Origin of the sequence: Dakarella massiliensis, from assembly GCF_001182045.1 — a bacterium.
In the GTDB taxonomy this organism is placed as follows: Bacteria; Pseudomonadota; Gammaproteobacteria; order Burkholderiales; family Burkholderiaceae_F; genus Mesosutterella; species Mesosutterella massiliensis.
The window spans coordinates 863,150-887,547 of sequence record NZ_CVTY01000007.1 but is presented as its reverse complement, the minus strand read 5'-3'; the positions used below and the strand labels follow the sequence as shown (position 1 = coordinate 887,547).

Below are 24,398 nucleotides of genomic sequence, written 5' to 3'. Positions count from 1 at the left end.
CGAATACATAAAGTAACCCGCTATTTTCTCATGTTTCAGACAGAGATAACAGAGGGACTGTGGTGTTTCGGGGCCGATCCGGAGTGAACCGGCGGAAGAGAGTGAGACGGGGCTCCCGGGAGAAGCGGGGGAGCCGGCCGTCATTCATCCGGCAGGAGGCCAGGTGTTACCTTCTCATTCTCAGAAAACGGGAGGTTTCGTGCTCGACCGCGTCGCGCACGATGAGATCAATCTTCGACAGTACCTCAGAGCGGATACGGTCTGCCGCGGCATCAGCCGCGGACCGGGCCGCGGCGTCGATCACGGTGCTGAGGCGGTCCGAAATAGCGCGTTCCAGTATCGGTTGCAGATAGGAAACCAGTTCCTGGGACGGATCCCGCTGGGGAGAGGCAGCCTGAACCGGAACGGGATCCGGCTGATGGGGCGGCACATAGGACGGGGTCTTGAAGGACGACACGCCGAAGGGCGAGGGTTCCGCGGCCGGTTCGCTCTGAGGTCTCGAGAACACGGGTTCCTCGCGGGGAGCCTGTGCCGCCGGGTGAGCGGGAGCCGCCGGCTTCTGGGGCTCGCGCATCAGCTCATCAAAGCCGCCGTCACCCGAAAAAACCGGGACTTCGGGCGGGAAACTGGTGCTCGGAGCGGGACTCTGAGGCTCTGTCCTGCCGAAATTCGGAGTGTTGAAGGACGGGGCCGGGGAGCCGTTATTCTGCATGGTGACACCTTCTTGTCGGGGAGCTGCTGCCGGGGGTTCCGTCTGCGGGGCAGCGGCGGGAGCGATTCTCTGATAAAGCTCGGAGATTCCGGCCAGATCAATCGGAGCGGAAAGACTGCTGAGCTTTCCCCAGTTGAGCGGCAGAGGATGGGCGAGAACCGGAGTGTGGATGGGGTTTGAATTTTGAACCGTCATGGTGTTCAGCGCCTTCCCTGGTCGTAAGCCTTCAGAGGATACTTGTGATGAAGATAGATTCTATAGCGGTTGCGGGCCGCTTCGGTTTCTTCCGGAATGGAGGAGACGATATCCACCACGCGGTCAAACCGCTGGAAGAGATTCTCATAGTCAGGCGGCGTTCCCTCATCGAGAAGCAGCAGCACGTCGGAATCCGGAAGAGCCGTCGGATCAGGAGAAAGAATCACGCGGGCCGACTCCGCGTCAGGTCCTCCCGCAAAGGCGTGCGGGATAAAGGACATGTCATCAAACGCCCAGAGACGGCGGTTGAAGTCATCGAGCCGCATCCTGTCTGAGCTCCATACGGCGACCGACAGTCCCATTCCCCAGACCTTATTCACGAAACGGCAGGCGTAGAAGAGTCGGTTACCGACATTGAAGTGAAAATCTATCTGTTTCATATTCAGCCATATAGAGCGTTTGGGCCGGAATCCGGGCTTTGGAGCGGTGATAAATCTTTGCCTTGAGGGCCTCTCCTGTCCATAATGTTAACTATATGTGTTTTCCTTCAGTGGAGGCGTTACATGGATTCCGTCGTTCCGAAGATTCGTCTTTCCCGCTCAACGAACAATCTCGAAAAGCTCATCAATTTCTATTGCAATGGGCTCGGGTTCGAGGTTCTCGACCGCTATGAGGCCCAGGTTGGCTGGGACGGCGTGATCTGCGGGCACAAGGACTGGCCCTACCAGTTCGAGTTTTCGCAGAAGCGGGGCGAGGATGAAGTGCCGCGCGCTCCGACTCCCAATCACTTTATTGTGCTTTCCATTCCGGAGCACGAAGTCTGGAAGAAGACACTCGGGCAGCTTTTTGATGCCGGCTTCCAGCAGGTGACGAACCCGCAGCTTTACGCTGACGGTGACTCCGCCGCTTTTGAGGATCCCGATGGTTATCGCGTGATCGTCCGCAACGGAACCTGGAAGAAGTAATTTGCGGAAACACGGGAATGCGGCTGACCGCTGATGACAGGTTTGCATTTTCCGGCAATTTCTGTAAAATACTAAATCTCACGGGGAAGTAGCTCAGCTGGGAGAGCGCAGCGTTCGCATCGCTGAGGTCGGGAGTTCGATCCTCCTCTTCTCCACCAGTTTCCAAAAATCCGCACTGTTTACGCAGTGCGGATTTTTTATTCCTTCAGCGTTTTACGCTAAATCGCCCGACCTCGCGCCGAAATTTTTCCCGTCAATTGCTTACGAATTCCTGAAGAATTTCCGCAGACGCTGACCCCCTCAGTTGGTATCATGAAAACGCCGGTTTCGCCCTGAGCGGAACCACCTGATCGTCAACTCCTGCCGGAGCAGATCCGACTTTCCTCATTGGCTGCAGAGTCGCAAAGCGAAGGATCCGGAGTGTTCCTATCGATTGAAGAGGGAAAATTGAAAAAGCTTTCCATCGCAGCTACGCCTGAAGCGCGCAAAGCCTTCCAGGCGGAAAGAACCGTTGTCGATATCCGCTCCTCTGACCTGACGGAGTCCTCTGTCATTGTCATGACGGCGACCGAGGCGGACCGCGGTCTGCTCTCCCGCGTCAAGGCGCACGCCTTTGAGATACCGATTGTCCTTGTGAAGGACGGTACGGGAACCTTTCCTCCGGATCTGATCGGTCAGGTTTCCCAGGTGATTGATAACAATCCCACTAATCTTGCTTATAACGGCCGTCAGATCGACGCCGCCGCGCAGCGCTATGAGGACTCGCTTCTCCCGCCATTCTTCGGCGCGCTTGAGAAGTATGTGGAGGAGGGGAAGAGCCAGTTTGACTGCCCGGGGCATCAGGGCGGCGCGTTTTTCCGCCGTCATCCCGTGGGGCGCGAGTTCTATAACTTCTTCGGTGAAAACATCTTCCGCTCGGATCTCTGCAACGCGGACGTGTCGATGGGAGACCTCCTGATTCACGAGGGCTACCCGTACGAGGCCCAGAGGAACGCGGCGAAGGTGTTCAATGCCGATAACACGTACTTTGTGCTCGGCGGTACGTCAGCCTCAAACCAGGTGGTGCTCACTGCGCTTCTCGCGCCGGGTGACCTGGTGCTCTACGACAGCAATAACCACAAGTCCGTGCAGCACGGCGCCCTGATTCAGGCGGGTGCCACGGCGGTGTATCTCGAAACCGCACGGAACGCCTATGGGTTCATCGGCGGGATCGATAACCACTGCTTCGATGAGGATTACATCCGCAGAATCGCGGCGGAAGCGGATCCGGAGCGCGCCAAAGCGAAGCGCCCCTTCCGCCTCGCGGTGATTCAGCTCGGCACCTATGACGGAACGATCGGGAATGCGCGTCAGATCGTTGACCGGATCGGTCACCTCTGCGACTACATCCTCTTTGACTCCGCGTGGGTGGGGTACGAACAGTTCATTCCGATGATGAAGGACTGCTCGCCGCTCCTTCTTGAACTGGGCCCTGAGGATCCGGGGATCTTTGTCACGCAGTCCGTGCATAAGCAGCTTGCTGGTTTCTCTCAGACCTCACAGATCCATAAGAAGGACAGCCACATCAAGGGGCAGAAGCGTTACGTATCGCATAAGCGGCTTAACTCCGCCTTCATGATGCACGCGTCGACCAGCCCCTTCTATCCGCTTTTCTCGGCGCTTGACGTCAACGCGCAGATGCATGCCGGCGCGTCCGGGCGTCTCCTCTGGGATGACTGCGTGAAGGTCGGGATCGAGGCGAGAAAGTATCTTCTGAAGACCTGCCGCTATATCCGCCCGTTTATTCCGCCTGAGGTGGACGGGAAGCCCTGGGACAGCTATCCGACCGAGCAGATCGCGAAGGACCTCCGGTTCTTCAAGTATGAGCCTGGCGCGAAGTGGCACGGGTTTGAGGACTACGGTCCCGATCAGTACTTCGTGGATCCGTGCAAGTTCCTTCTCACGACTCCCGGCATCAATGTGGAGCGCGGGGAGTATGAGGCGTTTGGCGTGCCGGCCGGGATCCTCGCTGAGTACCTGCGTGAAAACGGTATCGTGCCGGAGAAGGCGGACCTGAATTCGATCCTCTTCCTCATGACTCCGGCGGAAGATCTCGCGAAGATGGAAAACCTCGTGAACCGGATCGCGCATTTCGAACGGCTCCTGGACGCGAACGCACCGCTCTCCGAAGTGCTCCCGGTTCTGTACCGGAATCACGCCGAACGGTACCGCGACTATACAATCCGCGACCTCTGCCAGGAGCTTCACGACTACTACCGCGAGTACGATCTGAAGTCGATCCAGAAGGCGATGTTCAGAAAGGATGAGCTGCCGCGCCGCGCGATGCTTCCCCAGGCGGCGAATTACGAGCTGGTGCGCGGGAACTGCGAGCTGATTCCGCTTTCTGAAGCCCGGGGCCGGATCGCGCTTGAAGGAGCGCTCCCGTATCCTCCGGGTGTCATCACCTGCGTTCCGGGTGAAGTCTGGGAGGGTGTGGTGCTTGATTACTTCCTCGCGCTTGAAGAAGGGGTGAACCGGCTTCCCGGATTTACGCCTGAGCTTCAGGGGGTCTATATCGAAAAGGATCCGGATGGGCGCCGCAGGATTTATGGCTATGTGCTTACCCGCGAGCGGGCGCGCGAACTTGGACTCCGGATGGGGTTTGGACGCGGCATTCCGGATTAGTGACTTATTGATTTAATAACAGAAAAGGGCGCAGCGACGCGCCCTTTTCATTTACGGAAAGCCCCGGTTTGCGGGGCTGAAACAGAAAAAGCCAGAAAGCTTTCGCTTTCTGGCTTTTGAAATTCTGGCTCCCCGAGTTGGGCTCGAACCAACGACCCACGGATTAACAGTCCGTTGCTCTACCGACTGAGCTATCGGGGAATCAACGAGGATTAACTTTACAGATTTATCCTCGTATTGTCAAGAAAAAATTTTTGAAGGAATCTTTTCTGACGCATTTACGGTATACCGCGTTCAGTTCTTCTGAACGGCGGTGAAAGCCTTTGCCACGTACTGCACGTTGTGGTTATTGAGGCCGGCAATGCAGATACGGCCGTTCGCCACAGCGTAGATACCGTATTCCTTCTTCAGGCGCTCAACCTGATCCGGGGTGAAGCCCGTGAAGGAGAACATGCCGTCCTGTGCCGTCACGAAGCTGAAGTCACGCGGGGAGCCTTCGGCGTCCATCGCGTTCTTCAGGGCAACACGCATCGAGCGGATACGGGCGCGCATTTCGCCGAGTTCCTCTTCCCACTGAGCGCGGAGCACCGGGTCACCGGCAACAGTGGCGACGAGGGAGGCGCCGTAGTTCGGCGGGTTGGAGTAGTTGGCGCGGGCCATCTGCTTCACCTGGGAGAGCACGCGGGCCGCTTCATCAGCATTCTGGCAGACAACCGTCAGGCCGCCGACACGTTCACCGTACAGGCTGAAGGACTTGGAGAAGGAGGAGGAGACGAGGAAGCTGATGCCGGATTCAGCAAAGAGCCGGATCGAGAAAGCGTCTTCTTCGAGGCCGCGGTCGAAGCCCTGGTAGGCGATATCGAGGAGCGGAACGAGGCCGCGGTCGATCACGATCTGGAGGACTTCCTTCCACTGATCAGCCGTGAAGTCGAGACCAGTCGGGTTGTGGCAGCAGGCGTGCAGAATGACGACGGTGCCGGCTTCCTTCGCGCGGAGGTCAGCGAGCAGCTGCTCAAAGGCGATCGTGCCGTCAGCCTTGTTGTAGTACTGGTAGTGGGAAACGTCGAAGCCGGCCTGCTTGAAGATGGCGTTGTGGTTGCCCCAGGTCGGAACAGAGGTCGCGGCCTTGGTCTTGCCGACGACAACGTGGAGGAGGTCAGCGGCGAGCTTGATAGCGCCGGTGCCGCCGAGCGACTGCACCGTGCAGGCGCGGCGGGAGCGGACGACTTCAGAGTCCTTGCCGAACAGCAGTTCCTGGACAAAAGCGCCGAGAGCCGGATTGCCGGAAATCTGGCCGTAACCGTGAGGGGCGGCGGCGTTGTAGAGGCGGGTTTCGGCTTCACGCACAGCGCGCAGAACCGGGATCTTGCCTTCTTCAGTCTGATAGACACCGACGCTCAGATTCACCTTTTCGGCACGGGGATCGGCTTTGTACTGCTGACCGACACCCAGAATGGGGTCTTCAGGGGCACCAGCAACTTCTGCAAAGAGCTTATCTGTCATATTGATGTGATTCCAGCAATAAAAGAGAAGCATCGGCGTCCCGGCGTCACAAGCAGTCGGGAAGGAGTGCTTCGGAGTGGGTTATGGAAAAAAGCCGTGAATAAAAGTATATACAGAGTGTATGCCCCGGCCGTTCCCAAAAGGGCGTCAGGTGCTACGATTTTCTCCTTATGGCACGCCGGGTAATGCCAAACAAATGCGTTAAAAAAGCGAGGTTCCGTGGATAAAGTCATTTCATTTCCCCATTCGCCTTTCATCCTTCATGCGCCTTATGAGCCAAGCGGCGATCAGCCTGAGGCAATCCGAAAACTCTGTGAGGGGCTTGATGACGGACTGATGGGGCAGACGCTTCTTGGCGTCACGGGGTCCGGAAAGACCTTCACGATGGCGAACATCATTGCGCGCACCAGGGTTCCGACGCTCGTCATGGCGCCGAACAAGACGCTCGCAGCGCAGCTCTACTCGGAATTCCGGGATTTCTTCCCGGAAAACGCAGTGGAGTACTTCGTGTCGTACTACGACTACTACCAGCCGGAAGCATATGTGCCGTCACGGGATCTCTATATAGAGAAGGATTCCGCGATCAATGATCACATTGAGCAGATGCGGCTTTCCGCGTCGAAATCAATCCTCGAGCGGCGCGACGTGATCATCGTGGCGACGGTCTCCGCGATCTACGGCATCGGGGAGCCTGAGAGCTACACGAAGATGCGTCTCATCATCCGGCGCGGTGACACGAAGACCCGCGAGGACTTCGTGCGGCAGCTGGTCGGCATGCAGTACAAGCGAAGCGACATGGAGTTCCGCCGCGGCACGTTCCGCGTCAGGGGCGACACGATCGATATCTTCCCCTCGGAACACTCGGAAACGGCAGTCCGGATTGAGCTCTTTGATGATGAAGTGGATGAGGTGAGTCTCTTTGACCCGCTCACCGGTCACGTGATTCAGAAGGTGCCGCGGTTCGTGGTCTATCCGGCTTCGAACTACGTGACGCCGAAGGATGACGTGATGCGGGCGATTGAGTCCATCAAAGAGGAACTGCGGGACCGCGTCGAATTCTTCCAGAAGGAAGGGAAGGTCGTGGAGGCGCAGCGCCTTCAGCAGCGGACGCTTTTTGACCTTGAGATGCTGCAGGAAGTGGGGTTCTGCAAGGGCATTGAGAACTACACGCGGCATCTTTCGGGGCTGAAGCCCAGGGAGCCGCCTGCGTGCCTGCTCGACTATTTCCCCGCGGACTCCATCATGTTTTTTGACGAGAGCCATGTGACGATGGGGCAGATCGGCGGCATGTACCGCGGGAATCTCTCCCGCAAGACGACGCTCGTCGAATACGGCTTCCGCCTTCCCTCGGCGCTCGATAACCGGCCGCTCCGGTTTGATGAGTTTGAGCACAAGATGCGCCGCTCGATCTTCGTTTCAGCTACCCCCGCGCAGTGGGAGCTCGAGCACTCGGCTCAGGTGGTGGAGCAGGTGGTGCGTCCGACCGGGCTTCTCGATCCGGAGGTTGAGGTCCGGCCCGCGAAGACCCAGGTGGATGATGTGCTTTCTGAAATCTATGAGCGCACTGCCAAGGGCGAACGTGTGCTGATCACAACGCTTACGAAGAAGATGGCGGAGGACCTCACGGAGTTCCTCGCCGAGAATAAGGTGAAGGTGCGTTACCTTCACTCTGAAATCGATACGGTGGAGCGTGTCGAAATCATCCGGGATCTCCGTCAGGGAGTGTTTGATGTTCTGGTCGGCATCAATCTGCTTCGTGAGGGTCTCGATATTCCTGAGGTGTCACTTGTCGCCATTCTGGACGCGGATAAGGAGGGCTTCCTCCGAAGCGAGCGGAGCCTTGTGCAGACGATTGGCCGCGCGGCCCGGAATCTGGAAGGGAAGGCGATTCTCTACGCGGATCAGATGACGGACTCCATGAAGGCCGCCATCACGGAAACGAACCGCCGCCGTGCGAAGCAGATGGCGTTTAATGAAGAGCACCATATTGTTCCGAAGGGCATCAAGAAGGAAGTCCGCGACATCATTGACGGCGTCTACCGGGCGCCTGAGGTGAAGTCTGAGGAGGACACGACGGATCTCTCGGACGAAAAGGCGGTCTCTCAGCGCGTGAAGCAGCTGGAGAAGCAGATGGCGGCCTATGCCCGTGATCTCGAATTTGAGAAGGCTGCGGCAGTCCGTGATCAGCTTGATGCGCTTAAGAAAAGGCTCTTCGGAGCCTCGGTTCCGGACCTGCCCGAAAAGGCCTGAAACACGGAAAAGAACAGCGTTTGCAACAATCCGTATCATTCCTACTCTTGAATTCGTAAATAAAAGCGGTACGATAGAGCGGATAATTGCCCGCCTTGGCGGCGGACAGCTACTTTTTTACTCTCGGAATATATGATCAAAGTCCTTTTTGTCTGCATGGGCAACATCTGCCGGTCCCCCACTGCCGAAGCTGTTTTTCGCAAAATGGTGACAGACGCCGGCATAGGTTCCGAAGTCGCAGTGGATTCCGCTGGCACCCATGGTTATCACGTCGGCGAAGCGCCTGATGTCCGTTCTCAGCTGGCCGGACGCAAGCGCGGCTACGATCTGTCCGCCCACCGGGCTCGCCAGATCACGCTTGATGACTATTCCAGCGCGGACTTTATTCTGGCGATGGACTGGGAGAATCTCTCAGAGCTTCAGCGCCAGTGCCCCCCGGTATTCCGCCATAAGCTGCACCTGCTGATGCGCTACGCGAGCGAGTACGACGCCGCGGTCATCCCTGACCCCTACTACGGCGGTACGAATGGCTTCAACCTGGTGCTCGACTACTGTGAGGATGCCTGCCAGGGGCTGCTTGAAATCGTGAAGCGCCGTGTATCGATGTATGCCCCGGCTCCCCAGCCCCAGAAGGGAGAAGCGGAGCACTAGTTTCAGAGGTTTTATTTTTTCCCCTTATTTAGAGGCCGTCTCCTGACGGCCTTTTTTTTACCCCATACGAATAAGCCTCACGTCGTACTTAATCCTGAGTTAAATTGTCGGGTATTGGTGTATGATCTCTGTGTTTCATCTAGGTGGGATTGAATAGGGAACCGAAAAATAATGAGACTGACGACCAAAGGACGCTTTGCTGTAACGGCTCTTCTCGATATGGCTATCCATGCCGGCGAGAACCCCGTTTCGCTGACGGAGATCGCCGAGCGGCAATCGATTTCGGTTGCTTACCTCGAGCAGCTCTTCGGAAAGCTGCGTCGCGCCGGACTCGTTGTCAGCGTCCGGGGACCTGGCGGTGGTTACTGCCTTGCCCGCGGTGCCTGCGAGATTTCGGCTGCCGACATCATCAATGTTGTTGAGGACAATCTGGACGCGACGCAGTGCGGCGGCAAAACAAGCTGCCACCACGACGGCGCTGAATGTATGACGCACGAGCTGTGGGCGTCGCTCAATCAGAAACTCGAAGATGTGCTTTCTGAGGCGACGCTCGCGAAACTCGTCGAGCAGAACAAAGAGCGGCAGAAGCTTGCCCAGTCCGGCATTGCCTACGTGAAAATTGCCCCGGCTGCTATGCGGCGGAGCCATAAGAATACGGCCCAAAAGGAAACTCAGAAGTAACTGAGCGTCCTTACAGCGAGGAGAAACTTTTAAATGCTTAAATTGCCTGTTTACCTGGATTATTCCGCGACGACTCCGGTTGATCCGCGGGTTGCAAAGAAAATGATTCCGTACCTCACGGAAATCTTCGGCAATCCGGCAAGCCGCAGCCATGCTTACGGCTGGGAAGCGGAGAAGGCGGTCGAAGAGGCCCGCGGTCAGGTCGCAGCGCTGATCAACGCCGATCCGCGTGAAATCGTCTGGACCTCAGGCGCCACGGAAGCTGACAACCTCGCTCTGAAGGGCGCTGCCCACTTCTACAAGGATAAGGGCAAGCATCTCATCACGCAGAAGACCGAACATAAGGCGGTTCTCGACTCGATGCGCCGTCTCGAATCCGAAGGTTACGAGGTGACTTACCTCGATGTTGACGGTGATGGTCTCGTGGATCCGGCAGCTGTTGAAGCCGCCATCCGTCCGGATACGACGCTCGTTTCCATCATGGGCGTGAATAACGAAATCGGCACGATTCAGCCGATTTTCGAAATCGGTGAGATCTGCCACAAGCACGGCGTGCTTTTCCACGTCGACGCCACGCAGGCTATCGGAAAGCTCCACTTCGATATGAAGAATCAGCCGATCGACCTCATGAGCATGTCGAGCCACAAGGTGTACGGCCCGAAGGGCATGGGCGCTCTTTACGTCCGCCGCAAGCCCCGCGTCCGTATTGAATGCCAGATCGACGGCGGCGGACACGAGCGCGGCATGCGTTCCGGCACGCTCGCGACGCAGCAGATCGTCGGCATGGGCGAAGCCTATCGCATCCTGAAGGAGGATATGGACGAGGAGAATGAACGCATCCGCAAGCTCCGCGACCGCCTCTGGGAAGGCATCCAGAAGAACATCCCGTGCGTCGTGCTGAACGGCTCCTGGGAACATCGCGTGGGCTTCAACCTGAACGTTTCCTTCGAGTACATCGAGGGCGAATCCCTCATGATGGCCTGCAAGAATCTCGCCGTGTCGTCGGGCTCCGCCTGCACCTCCGCGTCGCTTGAGCCGTCCTTCGTGCTGAAGGCTCTCGGCCGCCCGGATGAACTCGCTCACAGCTCGATCCGCTTCACGCTCGGCCGCTTCACGACCGAGGAAGAGATCGACTACACGATCAAGGAGCTCACGGAAGCCGTGACGCGGCTTCGCGAACTCTCCCCGCTCTGGGAAATGCACCAGAAGGGCATCGATACGACGAAGGTTCAGTGGGCCAAGATGTAAGGCCGGATTCCCTTCGGAACAGATTCAGTAATTAACCGGTATCCGGGCGGAAGACACCGCCCGGAGCGTTGAAAGGAGGACACTAAAGTGCCCTATAGCGAAAAAGTCATCGACCACTACGAACATCCCCGCAATGTCGGCACGCTCGATTCCGACGCGAATGACGTCGGTACCGGCATGGTCGGCGCCCCGGCCTGCGGCGACGTGATGCGCCTTCAGATCAAGGTGGACGACAAGACCGGCATCATTGAAGACGCGAAATTCAAGACCTACGGCTGCGGTTCCGCCATTGCCTCGAGCTCGCTTGTGACCGAGTGGGTGAAGGGCAAGACGCTCGACGAAGCGGCCGCTCTGAAGAACTCCGAAATCGCCGAAGAGCTTGCGCTCCCGCCGGTGAAGATTCACTGTTCGATTCTTGCCGAAGACGCCGTTAAGGCTGCTATCGCTGATTACCGCGCGAAGCAGGCGAAGAAGGCCTGATTACCAGGCAAAGGAGCAGAAGAATGACCGTTTCTATGACTGAAGCCGCCGCCAAGCACGTTTCCCAGTTTCTGGAGAAGCGCGGCAAGGGCATCGGCCTGCGTGTCGGCGTGAAGACCTCGGGCTGTTCCGGCATGGCCTACAAGCTCGAGTTCGCTGACGTTCTCGAACCGGATGATCAGGTGTTCGATTCCCACGGCATCAAGGTGATCGTGGATCCGAAGAGCCTCGTCTACATCGACGGCACCCAGCTCGACTACACCCGCGAGGGCATTCAGGAAGGCTTCAAGTTCAATAACCCGAACGAAAAAGACCACTGCGGCTGCGGCAAGTCCTTCAGCGTCTGAAGAAGGTCGCCCCGGTCATGGCAGATAAGCTTGATATGTTCCAGCTTCTCGGCGTGCCGAGAAAATTCCGGGTGGATCAGAAGGCGCTCGACGAAGGCTACCGCCGGGTCGAGCTCCAGGTTCACCCCGACCGCTTCGCTTCGGCCACCCCCGCGATGAAGCGCGTGGCCGAGCAGTGGTCTCAGCGCGCGAACGAAGCGCTTTCCACACTTTCAGATCCCCTGAACCGGGCGATTTATCTCTGCGAGTCCGCGGGCTTCCCCGTGAACGCCGAGAACAACACCCGCATGCCAGTCGACTTCCTCATGCAGCAGATGGAGTGGCGCGAAAAGTTTGAAGCGGGGAAGAATTCCCCCGAAGCTCTCGCGAAACTCGCCTCCGTTGTGCAGGAGGAGAAGACGGCGCTCGTGGACCGCCTCGCAGCCCTTCTCGATGATGAGCAGAGCCCCGAAAAAGCGGTTCCTGAAGTCCGCCGCCTGATGTTCGTCGACAAGATGGCCCGCGACATTGCCGCCGCCATCCATCAGTAAGAAAAAAATAAGGAAAAAATCCATGCCTTTGCTTCAGATCGCAGAACCCGGAATGTCTGAGGTTCCGCACTCCGTCCATCTGGCGGTCGGAATCGATCTTGGAACCACGAATTCTCTCGTTGCGACCGTGAAGAACGGCGAAGCGGTCGTGCTCGAGGACGAGAAGGGCTCAGCTCTTCTTCCGTCTGTCGTCCGGTATCTCGCGGACGGCACGGTGCAGGTCGGACGCGAGGCGCTTCAGCGCGCGGCCGAAGACCCGCAGAATACGATTTCCAGTGCGAAGCGGCTGATCGGGCGGACCCTTTCGGAAATTGCGGATCCTTCGCATCTTCCGTTCCGTCTGCTTGATAACCCTGGCATGGTGAAGATTGAAACCGCGGCCGGCGTGAAAACGCCTGAAGAGGTTTCCTCTGAAGTCCTGAAGGTGCTCCGCGCCCGGGCTGAGGCGGATCTCGAAGGAGAACTCGTGGGCGCCGTGATTACGTGCCCGGCCTACTTCGATGACGCACAGCGTCAGGCGACGAAGGACGCGGGGCGCCTTGCCGGCCTCAATGTTCTCCGTCTGCTGAACGAGCCGACGGCCGCTGCTCTGGCCTACGGTCTCGATAAGGCGGCAGAGGGAATTTACATCGTCTATGACCTCGGCGGCGGCACGTTTGACGTGTCGATTCTGAAGCTTGACCGCGGTGTTTTCCAGGTACTCGCGACGGGCGGCAATTCGGCGCTTGGCGGCGACGACTTTGACCGCGCGGTTTTCTCCTGGGCTATCACAAAGACGGGCGTTTCGGACACCAGCCTTACCCCCGCGGATAAGCGTCGGCTGCTCGCAGAAAGCCGCGCCGCGAAGGAGCGTCTGACTGACGCCGAATCGACTGAATTCCAGGTGAAGCTTGAGGATGGGCGCGAGGTGTCACTTCCGCTCAGCCGCGCTGAATTTGAAGATGCTACGAAGGCGCTGCTTCAGAAGACGCTTGACGCGGTCCGCGCGACGCTCGCTGACGCGAAGCTCAATGCCGCGGATGTGAAGGGCGTAGTGCTTGTCGGCGGTGCGACCCGCATGCCGATGGTGCCGCGTCTGATCCGCGACTACTTCGGGAAGGAGCCGCTCGCCGGTATCGATCCCGATAAGGTGGTGACGATCGGCGCCGCGATCCAGGCAAATAAGCTCGCTGGCAACGAAGTGGAAAACGATTTCCTCCTTCTCGATGTCACCCCGCTTTCTCTTGGTCTTGAGACGATGGGCGGCCTCGTTGAGAAGGTGATCTCGAAGAACACCCCGATTCCGGTGGCCCGCGCCCAGGACTTCACGACGTTCAAGGACGGTCAGACCGCGATGGCGATCCACGTGCTGCAGGGCGAGCGTGAGCTCGTCGATAACTGCCGGTCGCTCGCGAGGTTTGAGCTCCGGGGCATCCCCCCGATGGTGGCGGGCGCCGCGCGTATCCGCGTCACGTTCCAGGTGGACGCGGACGGACTGCTTTCTGTCAGCGCCCGTGAGCAGACGACCGGTGTTGAGAGCTCTGTCGAAGTGAAGCCGTCCTACGGCCTCACCGATGACGACATCGTGAAGATGCTCCGCGAAGGCAACCAGAACGCTGAGGAAGACAAGGCCGCGCGTGATCTGCGTGAAGCGCAGGTTGAAGCAAAGCGTATTGTTGAATCGACGGTCTCCGCGCTTGCTGCTGACCGCGATCTGCTTTCGAAGGAAGAAGAAGCGAAGATTCTTGACCTCGTGCGCCACACGCTCACGCTTTCTGAAGCAGATGACACCCAGGCGATCAAGGACGCGATGGACGCGCTCGCCAAGGGTACTGAGCATTTTGCCGAACTCCGTATGGACCGCAGCATTCAGAAGGCGCTCGCGGGCCAGAACGTGAATGACATTTAACGAATAGGAGGCATCTGATGCCGAAGATTACTGTTCTGCCGAACCCGAAATACTGTCCTGAGGGCGCGGAGTTTGAAATGGCGACGGGTGAGAACCTGATCCGCGGGCTTCTCTCGCACGGTGTGAAGATTGAGCACGCCTGCGAAATGTCCTGCGCCTGCTCCACCTGCCACGTGATCATCCGTAAGGGGTTTGATTCGCTCGAGGAGCCGTCAGACAAAGAGTATGACTGTCTCGATAAGGCCTGGGGTGTCGGCGCTCTGTCCCGTCTTTCCTGCCAGGTGAAGGTGGGGGACGAGGATCTCACGATCGAAGTTCCGAAGTACACCCGTAATCAGGTTTCCGAGGACGACTGATATGGCGCTCACCTGGAAGGACACGGGGACCATTGCGGAGACCCTTTACGACAACGATCCCGATCTCGATCCGACGACGCTTCGCTTCACGGAGCTGCACGATATGGTGTGCGCGCTCCCCGGATTCTCGGATGATCCCGAGAAGTCCTCTGAAGCGATTCTCGAAGCGATTCTGCAGGCGTGGCTCGATGAGCGTGAGTAACGCCTGCCGCGCCAGGCGCTGAAGCGGCCTCCGGTCAGATTTCTCGAAAGCCGCTCTGCGTTATTATTGAAAGCCTCGCAGCCCCTCCTGCGAGGCTTTTCTTATAAGGATCAAAAAATGCCGTTCAATCTTCGGAATCGCAGCCTGCTCAGCCTCTGTCACCACACTCCTGCTGAAATCACGTATCTCGTCGACCTCGCGGAAGACCTGAAGCGGGCGAAGCGAGGCGGCTACGAAGTGCCGCGTCTGAAGGGAAAGAATATCGCCCTGATTTTTGAGAAGACCTCGACCCGTACGCGGAGCGCCTTTGAAGTGGCGGCGGCCGATCAGGGCGCGCATACGACCTTCTTTGCCCCCTCGGCCTCTCAGTTCGGCCACAAGGAGAGCGTGAAAGATTCGGCCCGGGTGCTCGGCCAGATCTATGACGCGATCGAGTACCGCGGCTTCGCCCAGAAGACCGTGGAAGAGCTCGCGAAGTATGCCGGCGTTCCGGTCTTCAACGGCCTCACCGATGAATGGCATCCGACGCAGATGCTCTGTGACCTCCTCACGATGCGTGAGCACTGCCACAAGCCCTTTAACCAGATCAGCTTCGCCTACATGGGGGACGCCCGCTTCAACACCGGGAATTCGCTTCTCATGATCGGCGCGAAGATGGGGATGGACGTTCGTATCGGCGCCCCGAAGGCCTACTGGCCCGAGAAGTCGGTGCTCGATATGTGCGAAGCCTTCGCGCGCGAGAGCGGCGCGAAGATCACGCTGACCGAAAACGCGGAAGAAGCCGTGAAGGGCGTCGATTTCATCCACACGGACATCTGGGTCTCGATGGGTGAACCCACGGACGTTTGGGATCAGCGTATTCACGACCTGATGCCCTATCAGGTGAACGCCGCGCTCCTGAAGGCCTCAGGAAACCCGCGCGTGAAATTCATGCACTGCCTCCCCGCGTACCACAACGCGGAAACGAAGGTCGGGCAGGCCGTGATCGCCGCGCATCCGGAACTCGCGACCGGTGTCGAGGTGACGGAAGAGGTGTTTGAGTCTCCGGCCTCCATCGTCTTTGAACAGGCCGGCAACCGTCTCCACACGATCAAGGCGGTGATGGTGGCAGCGCTTGCCTGCTGAGACTGATACCTGAGTCAGACAAAAGAAAATGAGCGCCGGAAAGGATTCCGGCGCTCATTTTTTTAAACCGCGGGTGAAGGAAATCGGTCAGACAAACGCCTGATAGAAACCTTCGGGGAGCGTCTTCCCGGTTTTCGCCGCAAGCCAGTGGAGAGCGGCGAGAGACGCTTCGCTCGTCACCTTGTCGCGGGCAATGAGCTCCGCCATGGCGTCCGCGTCGAGGAGTTCAGCCGCCTGCACTTCACCGTCGACGTTATGAGGCGTCACGCCGTCACGCAGCCGCGCGGTGTAGCAGTAGGCGCGTTCCAGCATCCAGCCGGACTCAGTCGGGCGGCTCGTGAGGAACACGGTCTCGGGAACGAGCTCGTAGTCCTCGGGCGCGAGCCCCGCCTCTTCCGCCGCTTCGCGCTTCATGGCGTCAAGCGGGGTTTCGCCCGCAGCCACCATGCCGGCCGCGAGGTTATCCCACTTGCCAGGATTGATGTCCTTCGTGTCAGAGCGCTGCGAGGTCCAGATCCGGCCGTCCGGTGTGACACCGTTCATATGAACGGCGACCGTGAGAAGACCGAGGAGACGGAACGCGCTCCGCTCGAGCACCGCGATGCGGGGACCGCCTTCCGGCATCTGAACGTCCACGAGTTCGCCGCGCCAGCGGTGAATCCTGCCTTCGTCCCGGAGGAGGGCCGCGGCAAGCGCGAGGATCGCGGAGAGCATTTCCTCGCTGTCAGACGCGGCGCCGATCACGAGTGACTCGCCGTCAAAGGACGCGCCTTCGATCCGCTCCGCGATCAGCCGGGCGTCGTCCTCAGACACCGCCCCGGCCGCTCTGCCGCCGATCACAAGGCTCTTCCGTGAAGGATCGAGTGAGGCAGATGCCTGCTTCGAATACTTCGCGAAGGATTTCCCAATCCGCCACTTGGTATCGGTCATGGCGCTCTTACTTCAGAAGATCCGCTTCGGGGCGCATCTGCGGGAAGAGGAGCACGTCGCGGATGCTCGGAGCGTCCGTGAGGAGCATGGCGAGACGGTCAATACCGATGCCGCAGCCGGAGGTCGGGGCGAGGCCGTACTCGAGAGCGCGGATGTAGTCCGCGTCGTAGTACATCGCTTCGTCGTCACCCTTGCTCTTCGCGTCAGCCTGAGCCTTGAAGCGGCGGGCCTGATCGTCCGGATCATTGAGCTCGGAGAAGCCGTTCGCGTGTTCGCGTCCGACGATGTAGAGCTCAAAGCGCTCGCAGATGCTCGGATCGCTGTCAGAGGCGCGGGCGAGCGGCGACACTTCGGTCGGGAAGTTGATGAGGAAGGTCGGGCGGATCAGCTTCGCTTCGGCGACGAGGTCGAACATCGCCATGAGGAGAGTGCCGTAGCCGGCGAAATCCTTCTGCGGCTCGCCGCGGCGGGCGAGTTCAGCGCGGAGGAACGCCTCGTCATCGATCTGCTCGGACGTGTAGTCCGAGTACTTCATGATCGCTTCCTTCGGCGTGAGACGGTCAAAGGGCTGCGAGAGATCCACCGTGACACCCTGATACTGGACGACGGCGGAGCCCGTCGCCTTGATCGCGGCGTAGCGGATCAGTTCTTCGGTGAAGTCCATCTGGATGCGGTAATCCCAGTACGCGGCGTACCACTCGATCGTCGTGAATTCCGGGTTGTGACGGACGTCCATGCCTTCGTTGCGGAAGCAGCGGTTCATGTCATAGACACGTTCCATGCCGCCCACCACGAGACGCTTCAGATAGAGTTCCGGAGCGATTCGGAGGTAGAGATCAACGTCAAGCGCGTTGTGATGCGTGATGAAGGGCTTCGCGTTCGCGCCGCCCGGGATCGGGTGCAGCATCGGGGTTTCGACTTCGAGGAAGCGGTGCTGCGTCATGAAGTCGCGGATCGCCGTGATCATCTTGGAACGCGTGATGAAGCGGTTGCGCGACACGTCATTCGTCATCAGATCGACGTAACGCTGGCGGTAGATCAGTTCCGGATCCGTGATGCCCTTATGCTTATCGGGAAGCGGACGGATCGACTTCGTGAGAAGGCGAAGCGTTTCGACATGAACGGAAAGTTCACCGGTCTTCGTCTTGAAGAGATAGCCGGTGGAGCCGACGATATCACCCACGTCCCAGGTCTTGAAGTTCTTGTAAGCCTCTTCGCCGAGCGCGTCGCGCGTGACGAAGTACTGGATCGTGCCGGTCATGTCCTTCACGGTGAGGAAGGAGACCTTGCCCATCACGCGCTTCAGCATGATGCGGCCGGCGGTCTGAACCTCAACCTTTTCGGACGACTCAAACGTTTCTCGGTCTTCGGCGTCGTACTTCGCGTGCAGATCGGCAAAGTAGTCCTTGCGGCGGAAATCGTTTGGGTAGGCGGCATTCGCGTCGCGGAGCAGCTGCAGCTTGGCGCGGCGCTCAGCGATGATGTGATTCTCTTCTGCGGCGGAATCCGCTTCCGGCGCAATCTTCTGTTCTTCAGCCATTTCAGTTCCTGATTTAAAAATTATTCCGTGAGCGCCAGGCGTCAGACGCCCTGCTTCAGGCTCGCCTCGATGAACTGATCGAGGTCGCCGTTCAGCACGGCGGTGGTGTTCGTGTTTTCGACGTTCGTACGCAGATCCTTGATGCGGCTCTGATCGAGCACGTAGCTGCGGATCTGGTGGCCCCAGCCGATGTCGTCCTTCGCGTCTTCCAGCTTCTGCTGCTCGGCGCGGCGCTTGTTCATCTCGAACTCATAGAGTTTCGCGCGCAGCTGCTGCATGGCGCGGTCTTTGTTCTGATGCTGTGAGCGCTCGTCCTGGCACTCCGTCACGATGCCGGTCGGGATATGCGTGATTCGGACAGCGGATTCCGTTTTCTGAACGTGCTGGCCGCCGGCGCCGGAGGCGCGGTACACGTCGATACGGAGGTCGGCCGGATTGATTTCGATCTCAATCGAGTCATCGACTTCGGGGTACACGTAGACAGAAGCAAAGGACGTGTGACGGCGGGCGTTCGAGTCGAACGGGCTCTTACGCACGAGACGGTGAATGCCGGTCTCGGTGCGGAGCGTGCCGTAGGCCCAGTCACCCTGAATATAAATGGAGCAGTTCTTGATACCGGCGACGTCGCCCGCGGTTTCGCTCGTGAGCTTCACGCTGAAGCCCTTGCTTTCCGTGTATTTCAGATACATGCGCTCGAGCATCGAGGCCCAGTCCTGGGCTTCCGTGCCGCCTGCGCCCGCCTGAATTTCAAGGTAGCAGTTCGAGGAATCCATCGGATTATTGAACATGCGCTTGAACTCAAGCTGCTCAACCTTCTTTTCGATCGACTTCACGTCTTCACCGACGCTCGCGACCGCATCCCAGTCTTCTTCCTCGCGGCTCATCTCGAAGAGTTCGCCCGCGTCGCGGATGCCGGCCTCAAGCTGGCGGTAGGTTCCGACCGTATCCTCAAGGAGCTTCTTCTCCTTGGACACCTGTTCGGCATGCTTCGGGTCATTCCAGAGATCGGGGTTCTCGATCTCGCGGTTCAGTTCTTCAAGACGTCGGGCTTTGAGGTCGATGTCAAAGATACCCCCTGAGACCGGAAAGTCGGTCTCCCAGATCGGTGATGCTGTTCCCGATCTGATTAAGCTGTTCAGCTTCCATTTATATCTCTTACTGTACAGAAACGAAAAAAGAAAATTATAAAGTAGAACGGGGCGCCGCAAAGCCGCGCGGGGGCTTACCGGATCGGGTGAAATCCCTTGACCCCGTGTCAGTCTGAGGACGGAGGCGGAGCGCCTACTCCTCAGCGTTTTCAATCATGAGCTGGAGCGACTTCCGGCCCTTCCACTCGTTCATGTCCAGCCGATAGGCGAGCTTCACGCGGTCCGGAAGCGGCGTGCTGCGGCGGAAGAAGATGGCGTCGAAATGCTGACCCGCGGTCGACACGGTCGCTTTGAGATGCTCGCCGCTCCGGAGCGGGGTTTGGCTGACGATATCGAATTCATTCGCGAAAAGCGGCGCCTCAAAGGACTGTCCCCAGACGACTGAATCAATTTCCCGGATGAGGCCGAAGGAAATCTCCTCAGGCGCGAGCGCTCCGTCCACAACGACGTCTTCCGTGAGAAGCTCAGGTGAAATATTTTCCGATACCACCTTTTCAAACGCGTCGCGGAACTGCTCAAGGCCGTCCCCCCGGATCGTGAGACCCGCGGCGAGCGCGTGGCCGCCGTAGCGAAGAATCAGCCCCGGGAACATTGTGTCAATCCGCGAGAGGCAGTATCGGAGGTGAAGCCCTGGGATCGAGCGGCCCGAGCCGCGGAGAAGGCCGTTTTTGGTCGGCGCGAAGGCGATCACCGGGCGGTGAGTCCGTTCCTTCACGCGGCTCGCGACAAGGCCGACAAGCCCCTGATGCCAGTCCGGGTGGCTGAGCACGAGGCTCATGCGGTGTTCGATATCGGCGTCGGAGAGCGAATCCAGCGCTTCTTCCTGCATGCTGCGTTCGAGCGCCTTCCGCTGATCATTGATGTCTTCGAGCTGCGAAGCAAGCTCGGCGGCGTTCTCCTCTCCCGCGAGCAGGCACTGGATCCCGATCTCCATATTGGCGATACGGCCGGCGGCATTGATCCGGGGCGCAAGCGTGAAGCCGAGGTCGCGGACCGAGATCTGGGAAATATCGCGCTTATTCTGATTCGCAAGTGTGTAAAGCGCAGTGAGTCCCGCGCTTCCCGTGCCGCTCCGGAGCCGCTTCAGCCCCTGCGCCACAAGAATGCGGTTATTGCGGTCGAGCGGTACAACATCCGCCACGGTCCCGAGCGCGACAAGGTCAAGGAGCCTGGAGAGCTTCGGCTGCTGTCCGGCCGCGAAGGCGCCGCGGGCCCGAAGCTCCGCGCGGAGCGCGATCAGAACGTAGAAGATCACGCCGACACCGGCGAGGTTCCCCGGCGCTCCGGCGCTGTCAGGTCCGTTCGGATTCACGATGCAGGCCGCGGCAGGGAGGTATTCGCCCGGGAGATGGTGATCTGTCACGATCACGCGGATACCGAGCTGGTTTGCGCGCGCCACGCCTTCCACGCTTCCCATGCCGTTATCCACGGTGAGAATGATGTCAGGGCGGCCGTATTTTTCAGTGAGCGCGTCAACCACCACAGGGGAGAGCCCGTAGCCCATCGACATGCGGTCCGGAATGAACCAGGACACTTTCTCCGGCCGGAACCCGAGAAGCCGCAGCCCCTTATACGCAACCGTGCTCGCCGTTGCCCCGTCACAGTCATAGTCGCCGACAACGGCAACCGATTCCCCTTTCTCCAGGGCGTCCGCAAGCATTGACGCAGCCTTTGCCGCGTGCGGAAGCGCCGTGGGCGGAATCAGCCCGGCGAGCCCCGTTTCCATTTCGCTTCTCCCGACAATCCGCCTCCCGGCAAGCACCTGAGCGAGAGGACGGGAGAAACCTTCCGACTGCAGCCTTGCGGCGGCGGCCGGATCGTAGTGTCGGGTAATAAAGCGGGTCTTCATAGTGTTTTCAGTCTGAATCCGTGAGCCAGGAGTAGTCGGGGGGCGTCTTTTTGGCAAACCGGCTGAGGAATCGGCTCTTCAGTCCTTCGGTTTTGGGGAGGAGCGTCGCGGTGGTGCCGAGGCCGCAGGCTACGATAGCAGTGCTTTCAGTCTTCCGCGCGATAGCGGCGGCCTTCAGTTCCGCGATCTTGGAGGCAACACCAGGGAGCGCGGCGAGCCACGCGTCCCAGTCCCCCCGGAGCCACGGTTCCCAGAGGTCACTGATCACGGCGATCATGTCGCCGGGGGCGGCTTCCTCAGGCCACGTTTTTCCTGTCGTGTGGCTCACAAACTGACAGAGCATTCCGGCCTCCATCGCCCAGCTGCGGAGGACAGGCTCGTCAGACATCACGGCGCGGATCAGGGTCGGAGGATAGAAGCGGATCTGACGCCCGCCTCCCGCGATCCAGACCGCGTTCGGAGCGGGGCGGCCTGCGGCCTTCCGGTCCGCGGTCACCTCGGTGCCGGCCATCGTTTCGGCGCATGCCCTGAGGCACTCAAGCGCCATATCGCGGTCACCCGCGATCGCGCCTTCATCCAGCCCCATGCCGTTCTGGCATTCCCAGGGGCGGAGCACGGCCTCCCAGTCCTTCATGCGGGTGGCGTACCAGAGCGTATCCCACTGCTGGAGCACGAAGCCGAATTTCGCGAGCGTCTTCCGGAGCGGTTCCGAGCAGCGGTCGATTTCTTCCGCGGTGAGGGGATCGCTGCCGAGCGACCGGTAAACACCGTTCTCCTCAACGCAGGGTGTCACGGACCAGATTTCTGTCCCGAGCGTCGGACCATGATCCTCGAGCCACACGTAGGCCGCGTGAGCCGGAGTGGTCTTGCCGCGCGGCACCACGCCCCAGAACCAGAGGTGATGGGTGCAGCGGGCAAAGGGCAGCGTCAGCCCCTCGGCGAGCCTCTGGCAGACAGGGGCACCGAGCCCTTCCAGGATGGGGTCGAGGAGCGACCGGTCGATTCGAGGAATGACAGCGGGAGCGACGTCCTTCGGCAGACGGGCACCGGGGAGCAGGTAATAGGCAGTGGACATAGGGATCCTATTTTAGACGGAAGACGGTCCCGGGTTAGGTCCGCTCTTGCTTAGAATGTGTGCACAGCTCCGGGATCCGCCCGGAGTCAACAGTCAACACTTCAGGATTTGAGCTCCGTGTCTCTGCCTTTTGAATTTCTGATCGGCCTCCGCTATACGCGCTCCGGCCGGCGAACCGGACGGAAGGACCGGTTTGTTTCCTTCATCTCAGCGACGTCTGTCGTGTCGATCGCGCTCGGCGTGATGGCGCTGATCATTGTGCTTTCCGTGATGAACGGGTTCCAGACCCAGGTCCGTGACCGGATGCTGTCCGTGATTCCGCATATCCAGATTTCCAGCGGCACGGGTCCCGTGTCGGACTGGAGGTCGCTCGCCGCGGTCGCGGAAAAGAACCCCGAAGTGCGGGGCGCCGCGCCTTTCGTTGAAGGGCAGGGGCTGATTTCGACCGGTGACCGCGTGATCGGCACCATGGTGGAAGGGGTCGACCCGAAGGAAGAAGTGAAGGCGAGTGAGGTCGCTTCCACGATGCCCGCAGGGACGCTCGACTCCCTCACCCCGGGGAGCTTTCACGCGGTGATCGGGTCGGTGCTCGCCGCGCGGCTCGGCGTGGCGCCCGGAGACAAGATCGCGCTTGTCGTCCCTCAGGGCACCACCACCCCCGCCGGCATGATTCCGCGGGTCCGCACGCTCACGGTGTCCGGGATCTTTACGGCCGGACACTTCGAGTACGATTCGACGATGCTTTTCATGAATATTGAGGACGCCGCGGCTCTCTTCCGCACCGGGGGTCCGATGGGCGTCCGTGTCCGCGTGGCGGACATGCAGGAAGCGCCCGCAGTCTCCGAGAGCCTCATGAAGTCGCTGCCTCCTGGGTACTTCGCCCGTGACTGGACCGTGGAAAACAAGACGTGGTTCGCCGCCGTGCAGGTGGAGAAGCGGATGATGTCGATCATTCTTTTCCTCATCGTGCTTGTCGGCGCGTTCGGGCTGGTGTCGACTCTTGTGATGACCGTGACCGAGAAGCAGTCAGATATTGCGATTCTCCGGACGCTTGGCGCGTCGCCTGGCTCCATCATGAAGATCTTCATGATCCAGGGCGCGGTGATCGGCGTGATCGGTGTGGCATCCGGCGTCGCGATCGGACTCCTCATCTCCTGCAATCTCGGCTCGATCGTGTCCGCGATCGAGGCGGTTTTCCATGTGGAATTCCTCCCGCAGTCGATTTACCTGATTTCCGGCATGCCGTCCGAACCCCGGGCGTCGGACATTATTCCGATTGCTGTTTTGTCTCTTATTCTGTCGCTTGCCGCGACCGTTTATCCGAGCTGGCGTGCGTCCCGCATCCGGCCTGCTGAGGCTCTGAGATATGAGTGAGTTTGCGATTGAGGTTGAGGGTCTCGCCAAGGCGTACCGAGAGGGAGACCGTGAAACGCCGGTGCTGAAGAATGTGTCGCTCCGCGTGAAACCGGGGGAAACCGTCGCGATTGTCGGGGCGTCAGGCGCCGGCAAGTCGACACTCCTTCACTGTATCGGCGGACTGGATGACGCCGACGCCGGGCGCGTCGTGGTGGATGGCGTCGATATTGGTGCGATGGATGAGAAGGCACGCGGCGACCTGAGAAACCGGCGTCTCGGCTTTGTCTATCAGTTCCACCATCTGCTTCCGGAATTCACGGCGCTGGAAAACGTGGCGATGCCGCTCTATATCCGGAGAACGCCCGAGGCGGAAGCCAATGCGGCCGCGAAGGCGGTGCTGGAAGAAATCGGGCTCGGTGAGCGGCTTGATCACCTGCCGTCCCAGCTTTCAGGTGGCGAGCGGCAGCGAACCGCGATTGCCCGCGCGGTCGTGACCTCTCCCGCCTGCATTCTTGCGGACGAACCGACAGGGAACCTTGATCAGGACACCGCGCAGGCGGTCTGGGACCGGTTCCTCAGTCTCGCGAGCGAAAAGAACACCGCGATCATCATTGTGACGCATGACCTGGGGCTCGCGAAGCGCTGCGGCCGGATTCTGAGGCTGAAGGGCGGCTCGATCGAACCCTTTGAGGAGTGATCGGGA

23 protein-coding genes and 2 tRNA genes are annotated in these 24,398 nt (G+C 59.5%); 16 read left to right on the top strand and 9 right to left on the bottom strand.

Annotated features, from left to right (window positions below):
- Window positions 1–166 precede the first annotated feature (166 nt).
- Window positions 167–907 (bottom strand): hypothetical protein, encoded by a 741-nt coding sequence (locus BN1936_RS10455; protein WP_049687354.1) that lies wholly within the window; start codon window positions 905–907, stop codon window positions 167–169.
- Between the two features lie 5 nt (window positions 908–912).
- Window positions 913–1,347 (bottom strand): DNA polymerase III subunit chi, encoded by a 435-nt coding sequence (locus BN1936_RS10450; RefSeq protein WP_022444791.1) that lies wholly within the window; start codon window positions 1,345–1,347, stop codon window positions 913–915.
- Window positions 1,348–1,470: 123 nt separating this feature from the next.
- Here BN1936_RS10450 and BN1936_RS10445 point away from each other — a divergent pair, with 123 nt between their 5' ends.
- The 3 genes from BN1936_RS10445 (at window position 1,471) to BN1936_RS10435 (ending at window position 4,536) form a co-directional block, all read left to right on the top strand.
- Complete coding sequence (locus tag BN1936_RS10445; RefSeq protein WP_022444792.1) at window positions 1,471–1,872, top strand: VOC family protein; 402 nt, start codon at window positions 1,471–1,473, stop codon at window positions 1,870–1,872.
- An 82-nt stretch (window positions 1,873–1,954) separates the two neighbouring features.
- Window positions 1,955–2,030, top strand: a tRNA-Ala gene (locus BN1936_RS10440).
- A gap of 289 nt (window positions 2,031–2,319) precedes the next feature.
- Window positions 2,320–4,536: an ornithine decarboxylase gene (locus BN1936_RS10435; RefSeq protein ID WP_049687353.1), complete on the top strand. Its 2,217-nt coding sequence runs from the start codon at window positions 2,320–2,322 to the stop codon at window positions 4,534–4,536.
- A 125-nt stretch (window positions 4,537–4,661) separates the two neighbouring features.
- Here BN1936_RS10435 and BN1936_RS10430 read toward each other — a convergent pair.
- Window positions 4,662–4,737 (bottom strand) — tRNA-Asn (locus tag BN1936_RS10430).
- A gap of 93 nt (window positions 4,738–4,830) precedes the next feature.
- Window positions 4,831–6,039 carry an amino acid aminotransferase gene (locus BN1936_RS10425; protein WP_049687352.1) on the bottom strand — a complete coding sequence of 403 codons (1,209 nt, stop codon included), beginning with the start codon at window positions 6,037–6,039 and terminating at the stop codon, window positions 4,831–4,833.
- 219 nt (window positions 6,040–6,258) lie between these two features.
- Here BN1936_RS10425 and uvrB point away from each other — a divergent pair, with 219 nt between their 5' ends.
- From uvrB to BN1936_RS10370, 11 genes are all read left to right on the top strand, one after another.
- On the top strand, window positions 6,259–8,289 hold the full coding sequence (uvrB, locus tag BN1936_RS10420) for an excinuclease ABC subunit UvrB (RefSeq protein WP_022444795.1): 2,031 nt from the start codon (window positions 6,259–6,261) through the stop codon (window positions 8,287–8,289).
- A 132-nt stretch (window positions 8,290–8,421) separates the two neighbouring features.
- A complete protein-coding gene (locus BN1936_RS10415) occupies window positions 8,422–8,940 on the top strand; it encodes a low molecular weight protein-tyrosine-phosphatase (RefSeq protein ID WP_022444796.1) in 519 nt (172 codons plus the stop codon).
- Window positions 8,941–9,111: 171 nt separating this feature from the next.
- Complete coding sequence (locus BN1936_RS10410; RefSeq protein ID WP_022444797.1) at window positions 9,112–9,621, top strand: Rrf2 family transcriptional regulator; 510 nt, start codon at window positions 9,112–9,114, stop codon at window positions 9,619–9,621.
- A 33-nt stretch (window positions 9,622–9,654) separates the two neighbouring features.
- On the top strand, window positions 9,655–10,869 hold the full coding sequence (locus BN1936_RS10405; protein WP_049687351.1) for an IscS subfamily cysteine desulfurase: 1,215 nt from the start codon (window positions 9,655–9,657) through the stop codon (window positions 10,867–10,869).
- A gap of 87 nt (window positions 10,870–10,956) precedes the next feature.
- The gene (gene iscU / locus BN1936_RS10400) at window positions 10,957–11,349 is read left to right on the top strand and encodes a Fe-S cluster assembly scaffold IscU (protein WP_022444800.1); all 393 of its coding nucleotides are present in this window, start codon (window positions 10,957–10,959) and stop codon (window positions 11,347–11,349) included.
- 23 nt (window positions 11,350–11,372) lie between these two features.
- On the top strand, window positions 11,373–11,696 hold the full coding sequence (iscA, locus tag BN1936_RS10395; protein WP_022444801.1) for an iron-sulfur cluster assembly protein IscA: 324 nt from the start codon (window positions 11,373–11,375) through the stop codon (window positions 11,694–11,696).
- Window positions 11,697–11,713: 17 nt separating this feature from the next.
- A complete protein-coding gene (hscB, locus tag BN1936_RS10390; RefSeq protein WP_022444802.1) occupies window positions 11,714–12,226 on the top strand; it encodes a Fe-S protein assembly co-chaperone HscB in 513 nt (170 codons plus the stop codon).
- Window positions 12,227–12,248: 22 nt separating this feature from the next.
- The gene (hscA, locus tag BN1936_RS10385) at window positions 12,249–14,114 is read left to right on the top strand and encodes a Fe-S protein assembly chaperone HscA (protein ID WP_049687350.1); all 1,866 of its coding nucleotides are present in this window, start codon (window positions 12,249–12,251) and stop codon (window positions 14,112–14,114) included.
- Window positions 14,115–14,131: 17 nt separating this feature from the next.
- Window positions 14,132–14,470 (top strand): ISC system 2Fe-2S type ferredoxin, encoded by a 339-nt coding sequence (gene fdx, locus BN1936_RS10380; RefSeq protein ID WP_022444804.1) that lies wholly within the window; start codon window positions 14,132–14,134, stop codon window positions 14,468–14,470.
- Between the two features lies 1 nt (window position 14,471).
- Complete coding sequence (gene iscX, locus BN1936_RS10375; protein WP_022444805.1) at window positions 14,472–14,672, top strand: Fe-S cluster assembly protein IscX; 201 nt, start codon at window positions 14,472–14,474, stop codon at window positions 14,670–14,672.
- 117 nt (window positions 14,673–14,789) lie between these two features.
- Window positions 14,790–15,797 carry an ornithine carbamoyltransferase gene (locus BN1936_RS10370; RefSeq protein ID WP_022444806.1) on the top strand — a complete coding sequence of 336 codons (1,008 nt, stop codon included), beginning with the start codon at window positions 14,790–14,792 and terminating at the stop codon, window positions 15,795–15,797.
- An 87-nt stretch (window positions 15,798–15,884) separates the two neighbouring features.
- Here BN1936_RS10370 and BN1936_RS10365 read toward each other — a convergent pair whose 3' ends face one another.
- The 5 genes from BN1936_RS10365 to BN1936_RS10345 all read right to left on the bottom strand — a co-directional run bounded on the left by BN1936_RS10365 (window position 15,885) and on the right by BN1936_RS10345 (window position 22,339).
- Window positions 15,885–16,727 carry an NUDIX hydrolase gene (locus tag BN1936_RS10365; RefSeq protein ID WP_022444807.1) on the bottom strand — a complete coding sequence of 281 codons (843 nt, stop codon included), beginning with the start codon at window positions 16,725–16,727 and terminating at the stop codon, window positions 15,885–15,887.
- Between the two features lie 7 nt (window positions 16,728–16,734).
- On the bottom strand, window positions 16,735–18,267 hold the full coding sequence (gene lysS / locus BN1936_RS10360; RefSeq protein WP_049687349.1) for a lysine--tRNA ligase: 1,533 nt from the start codon (window positions 18,265–18,267) through the stop codon (window positions 16,735–16,737).
- 41 nt (window positions 18,268–18,308) lie between these two features.
- A protein-coding gene (prfB, locus tag BN1936_RS10355) for a peptide chain release factor 2 (RefSeq protein WP_148521251.1) occupies window positions 18,309–19,413 on the bottom strand; the annotation gives its coding sequence in 2 pieces (ribosomal slippage) (window positions 18,309–19,331 and window positions 19,333–19,413; 1,104 coding nt in all).
- A gap of 135 nt (window positions 19,414–19,548) precedes the next feature.
- Window positions 19,549–21,264: a single-stranded-DNA-specific exonuclease RecJ gene (gene recJ / locus BN1936_RS10350; protein ID WP_022444810.1), complete on the bottom strand. Its 1,716-nt coding sequence runs from the start codon at window positions 21,262–21,264 to the stop codon at window positions 19,549–19,551.
- A gap of 7 nt (window positions 21,265–21,271) precedes the next feature.
- On the bottom strand, window positions 21,272–22,339 hold the full coding sequence (locus BN1936_RS10345) for a hypothetical protein (RefSeq protein WP_049687348.1): 1,068 nt from the start codon (window positions 22,337–22,339) through the stop codon (window positions 21,272–21,274).
- A 117-nt stretch (window positions 22,340–22,456) separates the two neighbouring features.
- Between BN1936_RS10345 and BN1936_RS10340 the strand changes: the two genes are divergently transcribed.
- Window positions 22,457–23,713 (top strand): lipoprotein-releasing ABC transporter permease subunit, encoded by a 1,257-nt coding sequence (locus BN1936_RS10340; protein WP_022444812.1) that lies wholly within the window; start codon window positions 22,457–22,459, stop codon window positions 23,711–23,713.
- On the top strand, window positions 23,706–24,392 hold the full coding sequence (locus BN1936_RS10335; RefSeq protein ID WP_022444813.1) for an ABC transporter ATP-binding protein: 687 nt from the start codon (window positions 23,706–23,708) through the stop codon (window positions 24,390–24,392). The genes BN1936_RS10340 and BN1936_RS10335 overlap by 8 nt, the downstream gene beginning before the upstream one ends.
- Window positions 24,393–24,398: the final 6 nt, after the last annotated feature.